Genomic DNA, 13,111 nt, shown 5'->3' with positions numbered 1-13,111 from the left:
TCTCGAGATGCAGCGGATCAGTCCTGCTGCAGCGCACCCTGCAGGTCGAGGCTGATCGTGACGTCCTTGCCGACGAGCACTCCGCCGGTCTCGAGAGCCGCGTTCCAGGTGAGGCCGAAGTCCTCGCGGTTGATGACGGTCTTCGCCGAAGCACCAGCCTTGTAGTTGCCCCACGGGTCCGAGCCGAATCCGCCGAAGTCGAGCTCGAAGCTCACCGGCTTGGTGATGCCGCGGATGGTGAGGTCTCCGTCGACGAACAGTTCACCGTTCTCCGCACGCGCACCGGTCGAGACGAAGTCCATGGTCGGGAAGTTCTCGGTGTCGAAGAAGTCTCCCGAGCGGAGGTGCTGGTCACGCCCCTCGTCCTTGGTGTCGATCGACGTGACGTCGACGCTCGCCTCGACGCGCGCCTCGAGCGGGTTCTCGGGAGCGATCAGCGTGGCGCTCTTGACGCCGAACGTTCCGCGCACCTTCGAGATCATCATGTGGCGAACGCTGAAGGTGACCTCGCTGTGCGAGGGGTCGAGCACCCAGGTGCCTGCGCGGTATCCGGGAATGTCGATGCTGGTCATGGTTTCTCCTCTGGAGAGATCAGCCGCGTGTGCGGCGACGGATGAGGGGCCGTGTTCACGGCGTCACGCGTAACAACTTACATGCAGGCGCATATATTCCCGGCATGCGGTGAATGTTTCACGAACGACGAAGGCGCCGACCCGCGAGGGGTCAGCGCCTTCCGGGCGTGATCCGGTCAGCCGACGGCGACGAGATCGATGATGAAGATGAGGGTCTTGCCCGAGAGGAAGTGACCTCCGCCGACCGGGCCGTATGCGAGGTGCGGCGGGATGACGAGCTCGCGGCGTCCGCCCTCCTTCATCCCGGGGATGCCGTCCTGCCACCCCTGGATGAGGCCACGCAGGGGGAACTGAATGGTCTCTCCCCGCCCCCAGGACGAGTCGAACTCCTCGCCGGATTCGAACTCGACACCGGCGTAGTGAACGGTGACGGTGTCGCCGGGCTTGGCCTCGGCTCCGTCTCCCTCGATGATGTCGCGGATCACGAGCTCCGCGGGGGCGGGGCCGGTGGGGGCGTCGAACTCAGGCTTTGTGCGATCAGTCATGTCAACCATCAAACCCGAGCCACCCGGCACGGGTCAACGTGATCGCTCCGCTGACGGCGAAACGGGGGCACGCTCCGCGCGGTTGCCGTAAACCCTTGACACCTGCGCATGCCGGGTGCACCCTGTTTACAGATCAACTCAGCGCCCGGTAGACATGCAGGCATCGCCGCAGCACCGGGCGCTGAGTCTTGGTACGACACCCCGCTCCCCGGCACGCGGCGTCAGGCGGGACGCACCTCTCCCGCATACTCGATGAGCATCGACGCAAGCTCGTCGGGTCGACTGAGCGCGACGCAGTGGCCACCGTCGATCTCATCCGCGACCACCCCGAGACGCACGCGTGCGAGCTCCCGGAGGAACGCGGGCGGAAAGAATCGATCCTGCGTGCAGACGACGAACCTGGTCGGAACATTCGGCCAGGAGGCGAGCGGCCAGGGCGCAGCCATCGAGGCCCGGGAAGGGTGTGCGCGCTCTCGGCTCATCGCCTCCTCCGCCAGCGGTCGCGGAACGTCATGGTAGAAGCCGATCAATGGATCGTCGTTTCCGGTGAGACCGCCATCGAGGACGGCCTGTGCGCGTGCAGCCGCCTCGAAGCCCGTGTTCGTCCACCAGTCCGCCGGCGACTCCCCCAGCTCGGGAATCATCGCAGCGAGCAGCACGAGAGCATCCGCGGTCAGCAACTCGGCGACGATCGGCGCGGTGAAACCGCCGAACGAGTGGCCGACCACGATTCCGCCCCGACTTCCCCCGACCGCCCTGACGACGGCATCCGCGTAGTCCATGAGCGTAAGGGACTCGTCGTCGCCCGGCAGGTCGGGCGCGACCACCTCGTGCCCGCGCTGCCTCAGCACCTCTGCGAGTCGATGCCATGACCACCCTGTGTCCCCTGCTCCGTGGACGAGGACGAAGAGGGCCATGAGGAGACCTCAGTACGCCAGCAGCGCGGCCCGAGTGGCGCGCGTTCGGGCCAGCAGCGCCTGCTCGTCTGTCGAAGCCATCGGGTCGCGACCGGTGATGGCCCGCTGACGGACGGATGCCAGCATCGTGGCGTCCTTGATGAACTCGCGCATCAGCGGTCGCCGATCACCGCGCAGTTGCGCGGCCCAGGCCAGGCCGGTCTTGCGCCCTGCGGGAGTCGCGAGCATGGTCACCTCTTCGGGCGTGAACCATCCGGCGGCCGCGTACTCGCTGAGGCGGGCCCTGGTCAATCTCGCCTCCTCTTTCCGCAACGCCACGATGCCGAGGATGAAGGCGACGAACAGCGGCACCTGGAGGAGGAAGTACAGCAGGAAGAAGTTCGCGAAGGACGACCCGTTCCACAGCGCGTGCAAGACGATCGCGCCGAGCAGACCCAGAAGGCCCGTGCCGAGGGCAGCGCCGGCTGACGCGTGTCGTCGAGCGGCCAGACCGATCGCCAGGCCGGTGAGGGAAGTGAACATCGCGTGCGCGAACGGCGACATGATCGCGCGAAGGATGAACGTGACGGTGAGCTGACCGCTTCCGCCCTCGATGAGACTGATCGCGAAGTACTGGATGTTCTCGGTGAACGCGAACCCGGCACCGACCAATGCGCCGTAGACGACGCCGTCGACAGGTCCGTTGAAGGATCGTCGGGCGATGAGGAACACGATGAAGACGCCGACGCCCTTCCACAGCTCCTCGACGATCGGAGCCTGGACGACGGCGCTCGCCACCTCGCCGCGATAGCCCAGGACGAGAGTCAGACCGAGGTCGACCAGAAGCGTGAGCCCCACAGCGGCGATCGCGCCCCAGGCGATCGCGAAGAAGACGAGCGACTTGGGCTCCGGCTCCCATCTGTCGATCATGCGGACGACGAGGAACACGATGGCCAGCGGCACCAGGGCGAGAATGAGACCCACGACCGAAGCGAGCGGCCCGAGGAACAGGCCGAAATACGCGATCAGGCCCAGCATCAGCATGCCGAGGACCGCGAAGAGGACGTACAGGGTGACCCGACCGCCACTGCGGCTCGCCGGAAGAGCAGGCAGTCCCGGCGCAGGAGCCGGGGCCACAGGTGCAGGCGGCGAGTACGACGTCGGCTGCGCGAGCACTGACGCGTAGCCCGGATGCTGAGCGTACTGCGGCGGCACATAGGTCGACCGTGCGTATTGCTCGGGCGAGTACTGCGGCTGCTGCGGCGTCCTGGGCGGCGTGTGCGGCGATGGCTGGGACGGTCCTCCGGTACTCATGGGAACGAGCATATTGGCAACAGACATCTTCGTCCGCGTCTGGAGATTTCCTCCCGACATAACCGTGCGTCACCGGATAGCGTAGAGGCATGCGGTTCGCTCATCTGCGTCGTGCCGACTCCACCGTTGCGAATCTCGCAGTGGTGGACGGTGCCGACGCCATCCTCGTCTCCGACCTTCTCACCGACCCACCCGCGACGCTCCAGCAGTTGATCGAGGGCGGAGACGCGACGCTCGATTCCCTGCGCGCGGCGCTGGAGCGGGGTGACGCGGCCCGGCATCCGCTCGCGGATTGGGCGTTCGACTCTGCCGTGATCGCACCGCCGGCGGTGCTCGCCGTCGGCCTCAACTACGCGGCGCATTCGTCTGAGCTCGGCCTCAAGACGGATGCCGCGCCCACCGTGTTCACGCTCTGGCCGAACTCGCTGACGGGCCACGAGCAGACGACTTCATGGCCGCGGGCGCTCAGCGAGGCCGTCGACTACGAAGCCGAGCTCGGCGTGCTGATCGGCACGCCTGCGAAGGACGTCTCCGAGGCTGACGCCCTCTCGCACGTCTGGGGATACACGGTGGTCAACGACATCACCGCGCGCAACGTGCAGTTCTCGGAAGCGCAGTGGTCTCGCTGCAAGTCCTTCGACGGCTTCTCCCCCACAGGTCCGTTCGCCGTCACGGCCGATGAGATCGCCGACCCTCAGGATCTGCATATCTGGGCCGTCGTCGACGGGCAGACCGTGCAGGATGCGAGCACAGGTCAGATGGTGCGCTCCGTCGCGACGCTGATCACGCACCTTTCGCAGTCCCTGACGCTTCTTCCCGGAACCCTCATCTCGACGGGCAGCCCCGGAGGTGCCGGATACTCGCGCGACCCGCAGATCTTCCTCCGCGATCGGTCCACGGTCACCGTGGGGATCGACGGGATCGGCGAGCTGACGACTCACTGTCGAGTGCTCGACTGAACCCGCCCGTTCTTCATACGACGATGGCCCCGGCACGTGCCGGGGCCATCGTCGTATGAAGGTCAGATCTCGATGAGGTCGTCGGATGCGATCACGGGGATCGCCGCCGTGATCGCCTCCAGGCCCGACAGCCGCGCCGGCGACAGCTGCTTGATCACTTCGTCGCGTGACATGAGCCCGGCCTCGACGACCAGGTCGGCGACGTTGCGGTTGGTCAGCAGCGCCGTCTTGGCGAGGGCTGCGGCGGCGGCGTAGCCGATGAACGGCGTGAGCGCCGTGATGACTCCGACCGATGCACCGACCATGGCGCCCAGGCGATCGCGGTTCGCGGTGATGCCGTCGACGCAGTTGACCCGCAGAGTCCACATCGCCTGACGCATCCAGGTGATCGACTGGAAGATCGAGTGGGCGATCACCGGCTCGAACGCGTTGAGCTGGAGCTGCCCGGCCTCTGCTGCCATCGTCACCGTCATGTCGGCTCCGGCGACGGCGAAGGCGACCTGATTGACGACCTCGGGAATCACCGGGTTCACCTTGCCGGGCATGATGCTCGAACCGGCCTGCATCGCGGGGAGATTGATCTCACCGAAACCGGCCTGCGGGCCGGACGACAGGAGTCGGAGATCGTTGCAGATCTTCGAGAGCTTCATGGCGTTGCGCTTCAGCGTCGACGAGAACGACATGAACGAACCGGTGTCGCTCGTGGCCTCGACGAGATCAGCCGAGGTCACGAGGTCGAGTGAGGTGATCTCGCGCAGGTGCTTCAGCACGGCGGGCGCATAGTCGACATGGGTCGTGATGCCGGTGCCGATGGCTGTGGCGCCCATGTTGATCTCGAACATCAGCGACGCGTTCTCGGTGAGGCGAGTGTGATCGTAGCCGAGCGTGGAGGCGAAGCCGTGGAACTCCTGACCGAGGGTCATCGGCACGGCATCCTGCAGCTGGGTACGTCCCACCTTCAGCACGTCGTGGAACTCGTGCGACTTGTGCAGGAAGGAGATGCGCAGCAGGTCCAGTTCCTCGAGCAGCGAGCGCAGCGTCAGTGACAGACCGATCTTGACCGCGGTCGGATACACGTCGTTCGTCGACTGGCTGCGGTTCGTGTGATCGATCGGCGAGAGATACGCGTAGTCGCCCTTCTCCCGACCGGCCATCTCGAGCGCGATGTTGGTGATGACCTCGTTCGCGTTCATGTTGGTCGAGGTGCCCGCGCCGCCTTGGATGACGCCGACGGTGAACTGATCGTGGAATTCGCCGTCGATCACGCGCTGAGCAGCACGGTCGATGAGGTCGGCACGCGCAGGATCGAGCACGCCGATCTCGCGGTTCGCTCGGGCGCTCGCCTGCTTGACCATCGCGAGCGCGATCACGAGATCCGGATAGACCGAGATCGGGCGCTTCGTAATGGGGAAGTTCGCGTCGGCTCGGGCGGTGTGGATGCCCCAGTACGCGTCGGCGGGGATCTCCATGCTCCCGAGCGAATCGGTCTCGATGCGGGTGGGAGCGGGCGCGGCAGATGCCATGTCACATCCTTGTGGGTAGTGGCGAGTGTGGACTGCGGGGGATGCCACCATCCTACGCCCGGGTGCATGCAGCGCCGGGGATACGTCCGCGCGTCACCGTTTGCGCGAGAACGCCTCGAGCCGCTCCTCGGGTGTCAACGCAGCCATTCTCTCGATCCAGGCTTCCGAGAAGTAGTCCCCCGTCGGCGCATCCACGACCGGCACGACCGTGTGCGTGATCACGTCGGGTCGCACGTGCACGATCTGGAAGGCCTGAGCGGCGTCCATCCCGTTCACGTCCTGCGCGCGTCGCGCGACATTCATCGTGTAACAGGTGGCGGATGCCACGCTCACGGGGATCCCCGCGAAAGTTCCATGCGAGGAGTAGTGCAGGTGCCCGGCGAGAATGCCCCGCACATCGGTGCCGCGCACCACGCGGGCGAGCTCGTCCTGACGACGAAGCTCGAGGATGTCGAAGAGCGGCAGATGACTCGGCAGCGGAGGATGATGCATCGCCAGCAGGGTCCCGTGCGGGGCGGGCTCGCTGAGCACATCGGCGAGCCAGGCGAGTTGACGTTCGTCAATGTCGCCGTGATGCCAACCCGGGACACTCGTGTCGAGCGCGATCACCCGCAGTCCGTCCAGGTCCCACACGCCTGTGACCGGTTCCTCCGACGGTTCGAGATCGAGGAGTCCTGCTCTCAGCGCCGGGCGCTCGTCGTGGTTGCCGGCCACCCAGATGACGGTGGTTCCCAGCGACGCGGCGACCGGAGCGACGGCTGCACGAAGCCGGCGATAGGCGTCGGGCTCACCCAGATCGGCGAGATCTCCGGTGACGACGATCGCCGCCGGGTTCGGATGCACTGCCGCTATCGCGGTCAGAGTGCGAGCGAAGTTGGTCTCGACGTCATATCGACCGCCGAGCTTCACCCCACCGGCGAGAAAGTGGGGGTCGCTGACATGGATGATGACGTGCGAAGGCTGCTCATGACGGCCGAAGACGTGAGAACTGCCGGAGGACTCGGGCATGCCCTCAGCCTAGAGTGCCACCGGTCGCCGTGTCGCTGAGCGATTCAGTGGCCCACCACGATGATGAGGATACCGGCCACGACTGCGACCGCGCACAGCGCGAAGCATCCGTACGCGCCGAACAGCGAGAGTCTCTTCTGCGCATCGGTGAGCGGACTCTTGCGTGCGGCCTTCGCGGCCTGCTTGGCAGCGCGCTTGAGTTCCTTCTCGGTGATCACGGTGATCGCATCGGTGAACTCCGCAGGGCTCACCACGGGCGCGTGGCCGCTGCGAACAAGGAGTCGCAGGCCGCAGGCGTAGAAGGTCACGACCGCGCACGCGCCGAGCAGTGCGGCGAAGAAGACCTGGACGAACGCCCCCCAGTCGATGTCGACGCTCACTTCGATCCCTCGCTGTTCTCGATGTGGGCATCCGTACCGGTTGAGGTGTCGACGGGCGCGCCTGCACCCGGCTTCGCGCCTCCACTGCCACTCTTCCCGCTCGCCTTCGCAGCAGACTTCGCCCGGGCCTCCGCCTTGCTGCGGGCCTTCGACTCTTCGCGCGCTGCGGCTCGGGCCTTCGCCTCCGCCTTGGCCTGTGCGATCCGCTGCTGTCGGCGTGTGGGCGGAGGGCTGTCGGGCAGATCGACTGCCAGGCCGGACTCCGCGACATCGCTCATGGCGTTCGCAGAGGTCACGGCGTCCTTGCGCGAGCGCAGGAAGAGACCGATGATCACGGCGAGGGCGAGCACGGCATCGATCGCGATGCCCCACAGCCCGAGCCACGTGATGAGCAGTGCGGCGAACGCGCCGACCGCACCGGCTGCGGGGAGTGTGAGCAGCCAGCCGATCGCGATGCGGCCCGCCGTGCGCCACCGCACAGTCGATCCGCGACGGCCGAGTCCAGAGCCGATCACCGATCCGGATGCCACCTGAGTGGTGGAGAGCGCGAAGCCGAAGGCGCTGGAGGCGAGGATGGTGGCCGCCGTCGAGCTCTCCGCAGAGAAGCCCTGCGCGGGCTTCACCTCGGTGAGGCCCTTGCCCAGTGTGCGGATGATCCGCCAACCGCCGAGATACGTGCCGAGCGCGATGGTCACGGCGCACGCGATGATCACCCAGAGATAGGGGTCGGCCTGCTCGCTGTTCTGCCATCCGACAGTGATGAGCGCGAGCGTGATGACACCCATCGTCTTCTGCGCGTCGTTCGTCCCGTGCGCGAGCGCCACGAGCGACGAGGTGAAGATCTGTCCCCAGCGGAAACCGTCTCTGCCGTCCGGCCGCCCGTCGTAGCGACGGGTGATCGAGTACGCGAGCTTGGTGGCGGCGAACGCGATGATTCCCGCCGTCAGGGGTGCGATCAGAGCCGGGAGGATGATCTTCGACAGGACCATGCCGAAGTCGATGCCGTTGACCCCGACGCCCACGAGCGTGGCGCCGATGAGACCGCCGAAAAGCGCGTGGGATGAGCTCGAGGGCAGACCCAGAAGCCAGGTCAGCATGTTCCAGGTGATGGCGCCGATGAGACCGGCGAAGATCATCGGGAGGAACACGTCACCTTGGATCGTGTCCTCGCGGATGATTCCGTGCGACACGGTCTTGGAGACCTCGGTCGACAGGAACGCACCGACGAGATTCAGTACGGCCGCGAGCAAAACCGCTGTCTTGGGCTTCAGCGCGCCCGTCGCGATGGGCGTCGCCATCGCGTTGGCGGTGTCGTGAAACCCGTTGGTGAAGTCGAAGAAGAGTGCCAGCAGGATAACCAGCACGACGATGAGGGCTGCGGTTTCCACCGTTCGCTTTCGGTCGTTGAGGAAGAAAGGAGAGGTGTCGACGGGATCGACGTGACGAACGAAGAGTTCACCGTGGGTTTTACTTCCGTTAACCGGCCCCGGTAGATCCTCCCACCCTCCCGGGTGCCGGTCAACTCGACCTGGGCTAGCGTGGGAAGGGTGACTGATGCCCCGATCGCGGACCGCCGCTCCACTCTTCGCACGCACCACGGCGATACCTTCGAGGATCCGTACGAATGGCTCCGCGACAAGGACTCGCCCGATGTGATCGCACATCTCGAGGCCGAGAACTCCCACACAGACGCCGGGCTCGCCCATCTCGCGGGGCTGAGAGACACGCTGTTCGAGGAGATCAAGAGCCGTGTGCAGGAGACCGACCTCTCGGTTCCCACACGCCGCGGGGCATGGTGGTATTACAGCCGAACCGAGGAAGGCTCCCAGTACGGAATCCAGTGCCGCACCGCGGCCGCCGAAGACGACTGGACTCCCCCGGTGCTGCAGCCAGGCGTCGCGGTTCCCGGAGAGGTCGTCCTGCTCGACGGAAACGCCGAGGCAGAGGGACACGAGTTCTTCTCGTTGGGCGCGTTCGACACCTCGGACGACGCCACGCGGCTTCTCTGGGCGACCGATTTCGAGGGCGATGAGCTCTACACGGTGCACGTGCGCGACCTCACGACCGGGGAGACTCTGGCGGATGAGATCCCGAACACCGCGGGCGCGTTCTTCACGCCCGACGGCACGGGGGTCCTCTACACGACGCGGGACGACGCGTGGCGTCCGGACACGCTGTGGCTGCACCGGCTCGGCACCCCGGTTGACGAGGACGTGAAGCTCTTCCACGAACCGGACGAGAAATTCTGGCTGGGCGCGGGGATCACCCGCAGCAGGAGATACCTGGTGATCGCGGTGGGGTCGAGCATCACGAGCGAGGAGTACCTGGTCGATCTGACAGGAGATCTCACCGCCCCGCCTCGCGTCGTCTGGCCGAGACGAGAGGGAGTGGAGTACTCGCTGGAGCACGCGGTGGTCGACGGTGAGGACCGTCTCTACATCCTGCACAACGATGACGCGCTCGACTTCGAGCTCGTGTCGGTCGCCGCGTCAGCCCCTGAGGGCGAACGCCGAGTCGTATTGCCGCACGAGGCCGGACGTCGGCTTCTCGGCATGGACGCCTTCCGGGACTTCGCCACCATCGAGTACCGACGCGAAGGCCTCGAGCGCGTCGGTATGCTCGACTACGCGACCGGGTCCGTCGAAGACATTCTCTTCGACGAGCCGCTCTACTCGGCCGGAGTCAGCGGCAACCCCGAGTGGCACTCCCCGTTCCTGCGCCTCGGTTACACGTCGTTCGTGACTCCCGGCACGGTCTACGAACTCGACCTCGCTTCGCGCGAACTCGTCCTGCGAAAGCAGGTCGCAGTGCTCGGCGGATACGACCCGCTCGAGTACGGGCAGGAACGCGCGTGGGCGACAGCATCCGACGGCACTCGCGTGCCCATCTCTCTCGTCTGGAAGCGCTCGTTCGGCGCCCCCGGATCATCGCCTCGGCCCGTGCACCTGTATGGCTACGGATCGTACGAGCATTCGATCGATCCGGGATTCTCGGTCGCGCGCCTCTCAGAGCTCGATCGAGGCATCGTGTTCGCCGTCGCACATGTGCGAGGCGGCGGGGAGATGGGCCGTCAGTGGTACGAAGACGGAAAGCTGCTCAACAAGCGCAACACGTTCACGGACTTCATCGCGTGCGGCGAGCACCTCGTCGAGACCGGCGTCACGACGCCCGAGCTGATCGTCGCCGAAGGAGGGAGCGCGGGAGGGCTGCTCATGGGAGCTGTCGCGAACCTCGCCCCTGAGCTGTTCGCCGGCATCCTCGCAGCGGTCCCGTTCGTCGACGCCCTGACGACGATCCTCGACCCCTCCCTGCCTCTCACCGTGGTGGAGTGGGACGAGTGGGGCGACCCGCTGCACGGAGCCGACGTCTACGAGTACATGAAGTCGTACTCCCCCTACGAGAACGTGCGCGAGGGCGTCGAGTACCCCCGCATCCTCGCCGTCACGTCGCTCAACGATTCCCGAGTGATGTACGTCGAGCCTGCGAAGTGGGTCGCTGCGCTTCGGGACGCCGGCGCGAAGGATGTCCTCCTGAAGTGCGAGATGGTCGCGGGCCATGGCGGAGTGAGTGGACGCTACAACTCGTGGAAGGAGCGCGCGTTCGAACTCGCGTGGCTGCTCGACACCGTGGGGCTCGCCGAGAGCTGAGCGGCGAACCCTCGTGCGCTCTCACCGCGCGAGATCCGGCGAACCGCGCGAGAGACGGCGGCGATGCGCGCTGTCGTCCGCATCCGGGCCGGTTCGCCGGATCTGAGTCGCGGACACCTCCTCTGCACGGGCGGTCGATCACGGAGACTTCTCTCGTTGCCTGAGGCGACGCTCCGGGCGGCGGCCCGCCACCGGCCACAGTGGTCGGATGCATCTGGACGAATGGCTAGCTTCGCGCGAGGGCGTGGCGCACACATCGGAGATCTACGCCGCGGGGTTCAGCAGGCACGCGGTCGCCACGGCGGCGGCACGAGGTCGGGTGCAGCGGGTGCGCCGATCTTGGATCTTCCTGCAGCCCGGTGACGACGAACTGCGCGCTGCCGTCGGCGCAGGAGGGCGACTCACATGCGTGAGCGCCGCTCGCAGACTGGGCCTCTGGGCACCTGCGCATGATGTGCATCACCTGGCGGTACCGGCTGGTGCGGGGAAGACCGTGGGGACGGGCATCCGCGTGCACTGGTCTCGTGGCCCCGCGCCCGTCCACCGGCGCCAGACCGTCGATCCGCTGATCAATGTGCTCCATCATGTCGCTCGGTGCCAGGAGCCGCCGGTCGCGCTGGCGATCTGGGAGTCAGCGCTGAACCGCCGGCTCATCGACGCTGAGGTACTGGAGCGCGTCGCGTGGCAGGGGGTACGCGCGCGCCGACTCGCCGGAGTCGCCTCCAGTCTCTCGGACTCCGGACTCGAGACCGAGTTCCTCCTGCTGATGCGTTCGATCGGGGTGGTGGTCCGACAGCAGGTCCTGCTCGACGGACGCCGCGTCGATGCTCTGATCGCCCGGAGGCTCGTCGTCCAGTTGGACGGGTTCGCGCACCACAGCGATCCGGCGTCGCGCCGTCGGGACATCGAAGCCGACGCTCGTCTGCGCCTGCGCGGCTACACCGTGCTGAGGTTCGACTACCACCAGGTGTTCTTCATGCCGGACCTCGTCGCCGACATCGTTCGGGCAGCCCTCGCTCAGCGCCTGCATCTCGACGGCTGACTCTCGCGGCCGCGTCGTGACGAGCCGCGCCAGATCCGGTCGACCGCTCGAGATACGGATGCTCGACGCTGAAGCATCCGCATCCCGCGCGGTTTGCCGGATCTCCGCGGCAGCTCCCCCGGCGGGTTCAGGGCAGCACGATCACGCTCAGCCGAACAGCGCGGCAGCCTCGTCGTAGCGACTCCGCGGAACGGTGTTCAGCTCGCCGAGAGCCTCTGCGAAGGGGACCCGCACGATGTCGGTGCCCTGCATCGCGACCATCTGTCCCCACGCACGATCCACGATGGCGTCAGCCGCATGCAGTCCCAATCGGGTCGCGAGCACTCGGTCGAACGCCGACGGCGAGCCTCCGCGCTGAATGTGGCCGAGGATGGTGGCCCGAGTCTCGATGCCGGTGATGCGTTCGATCTCGGGGGCGAGCTGGTCGCCGATCCCGCCGAGCCGGGGACGGTTGAAGGCGTCCAGTCCCTTGTCGCTGTATGCCTCGTCCATGCCCTGGAGCGTGAAGCCCTCCGACACCACGACGAGAGGAGCGCGGCCGCGATCGTGGGCGCTCGTCACCTGAGCGACGATCTCCTCGATGGTCTGCGGAACCTCAGGGATGAGGATCGCGTGCGCACCGGCCGCCATTCCTGCGTGCAGGGCGATCCATCCGACGTGACGCCCCATCACCTCGGCCACCATGCAGCGCTGGTGCGAGTCACCGGTCGTGCGCAGCCGGTCCATGGCGTCTGTCGCGATGTTGACGGCGGTGTCGAAGCCGAAGGAGTAGTCCGTGGCTCGCAGGTCGTTGTCGATCGTCTTCGGAACGCCGATGACGTTGATGCCGTCTTTCGCGAGCCTGTCTGCTGCGGCGAGGGTGCCCTCGCCGCCGATGGCGATGATGCCGTCGATCCGGTGGCCGTAGAGAGTCTTGGCGATGTTCTCGGCACCGCCTCGCTCTCCCTCGTACGGGTTCGTCCGGCTGGTGCCGAGGATCGTGCCTCCCACCTTGGACAGGCCCTTCACCTCGTGTCGGGTGAGCGGGAAGAAGTCCCCGTCGACCACGCCACGCCAGCCGTCGCGGATCCCCACGAACTCGATGTCATAGGTGGTGGTGCCCTTGAGCACGATTCCGCGGATGACCGCGTTGAGTCCGGGGCAGTCGCCGCCGCTCGTCAGGATGCCGATCTTCATGCTTGCCTCAGACGGTCAGTGGAAAGGGGGAACAGGCGACACTGCCTGC

General features: G+C 66.6%; 12 protein-coding genes. 3 read left to right on the top strand and 9 right to left on the bottom strand.

Features of this window, described 5'->3' with window-relative positions; translation table 11 throughout:
* Nucleotides 1-17 precede the first annotated feature (17 nt).
* The 4 genes from AC3WS6_RS09370 to AC3WS6_RS09355 form a co-directional block, all read right to left on the bottom strand.
* Nucleotides 18-572, bottom strand: a complete 555-nt coding sequence (locus tag AC3WS6_RS09370; RefSeq protein WP_492500758.1) for a YceI family protein — start codon at nt 570-572, stop codon at nt 18-20.
* Nucleotides 573-748: 176 nt separating this feature from the next.
* Nucleotides 749-1,117 carry an FKBP-type peptidyl-prolyl cis-trans isomerase gene (locus tag AC3WS6_RS09365; protein ID WP_053095804.1) on the bottom strand — a complete coding sequence of 123 codons (369 nt, stop codon included), beginning with the start codon at nt 1,115-1,117 and terminating at the stop codon, nt 749-751.
* Nucleotides 1,118-1,338: 221 nt separating this feature from the next.
* Complete coding sequence (locus AC3WS6_RS09360; protein WP_492500757.1) at nt 1,339-2,034, bottom strand: alpha/beta fold hydrolase; 696 nt, start codon at nt 2,032-2,034, stop codon at nt 1,339-1,341.
* A 9-nt stretch (nt 2,035-2,043) separates the two neighbouring features.
* Nucleotides 2,044-3,327: a PrsW family intramembrane metalloprotease gene (locus AC3WS6_RS09355; RefSeq protein WP_492500756.1), complete on the bottom strand. Its 1,284-nt coding sequence runs from the start codon at nt 3,325-3,327 to the stop codon at nt 2,044-2,046.
* 89 nt (nt 3,328-3,416) lie between these two features.
* Here AC3WS6_RS09355 and AC3WS6_RS09350 point away from each other — a divergent pair, with 89 nt between their 5' ends.
* The gene (locus AC3WS6_RS09350) at nt 3,417-4,286 is read left to right on the top strand and encodes a fumarylacetoacetate hydrolase family protein (protein ID WP_492500755.1); all 870 of its coding nucleotides are present in this window, start codon (nt 3,417-3,419) and stop codon (nt 4,284-4,286) included.
* Nucleotides 4,287-4,348: 62 nt separating this feature from the next.
* Here the strand turns inward: AC3WS6_RS09350 and AC3WS6_RS09345 are convergent, their stop codons facing one another.
* The 4 genes from AC3WS6_RS09345 to AC3WS6_RS09330 form a co-directional block, all read right to left on the bottom strand.
* Nucleotides 4,349-5,809: an aspartate ammonia-lyase gene (locus AC3WS6_RS09345; protein ID WP_492500754.1), complete on the bottom strand. Its 1,461-nt coding sequence runs from the start codon at nt 5,807-5,809 to the stop codon at nt 4,349-4,351.
* Between the two features lie 93 nt (nt 5,810-5,902).
* Complete coding sequence (locus AC3WS6_RS09340; protein ID WP_492500753.1) at nt 5,903-6,817, bottom strand: phosphodiesterase; 915 nt, start codon at nt 6,815-6,817, stop codon at nt 5,903-5,905.
* A gap of 44 nt (nt 6,818-6,861) precedes the next feature.
* A complete protein-coding gene (locus AC3WS6_RS09335; protein ID WP_492500752.1) occupies nt 6,862-7,197 on the bottom strand; it encodes a peptidase in 336 nt (111 codons plus the stop codon).
* Nucleotides 7,194-8,585: an inorganic phosphate transporter gene (locus AC3WS6_RS09330; protein ID WP_492500751.1), complete on the bottom strand. Its 1,392-nt coding sequence runs from the start codon at nt 8,583-8,585 to the stop codon at nt 7,194-7,196. Before AC3WS6_RS09330 ends, AC3WS6_RS09335 begins: the two co-directional genes overlap by 4 nt.
* A gap of 159 nt (nt 8,586-8,744) precedes the next feature.
* Here AC3WS6_RS09330 and AC3WS6_RS09325 point away from each other — a divergent pair, with 159 nt between their 5' ends.
* Entirely contained in the window at nt 8,745-10,844 is a 2,100-nt protein-coding gene (locus tag AC3WS6_RS09325; protein WP_492500750.1) for a S9 family peptidase, read from the top strand.
* Between the two features lie 208 nt (nt 10,845-11,052).
* Nucleotides 11,053-11,886 (top strand): DUF559 domain-containing protein, encoded by an 834-nt coding sequence (locus AC3WS6_RS09320; protein ID WP_492500749.1) that lies wholly within the window; start codon nt 11,053-11,055, stop codon nt 11,884-11,886.
* Nucleotides 11,887-12,033: 147 nt separating this feature from the next.
* Here the strand turns inward: AC3WS6_RS09320 and AC3WS6_RS09315 are convergent, their stop codons facing one another.
* On the bottom strand, nt 12,034-13,062 hold the full coding sequence (locus tag AC3WS6_RS09315; RefSeq protein WP_492500748.1) for an ATP-dependent 6-phosphofructokinase: 1,029 nt from the start codon (nt 13,060-13,062) through the stop codon (nt 12,034-12,036).
* Nucleotides 13,063-13,111: the final 49 nt, after the last annotated feature.

It is taken from the genome of Microbacterium sp. EB106-03-03-XG65, from assembly GCF_058791955.1.
Note: the sequence above shows the minus strand (reverse complement) of the source record. Positions and strands in the feature narration are given on the sequence as shown.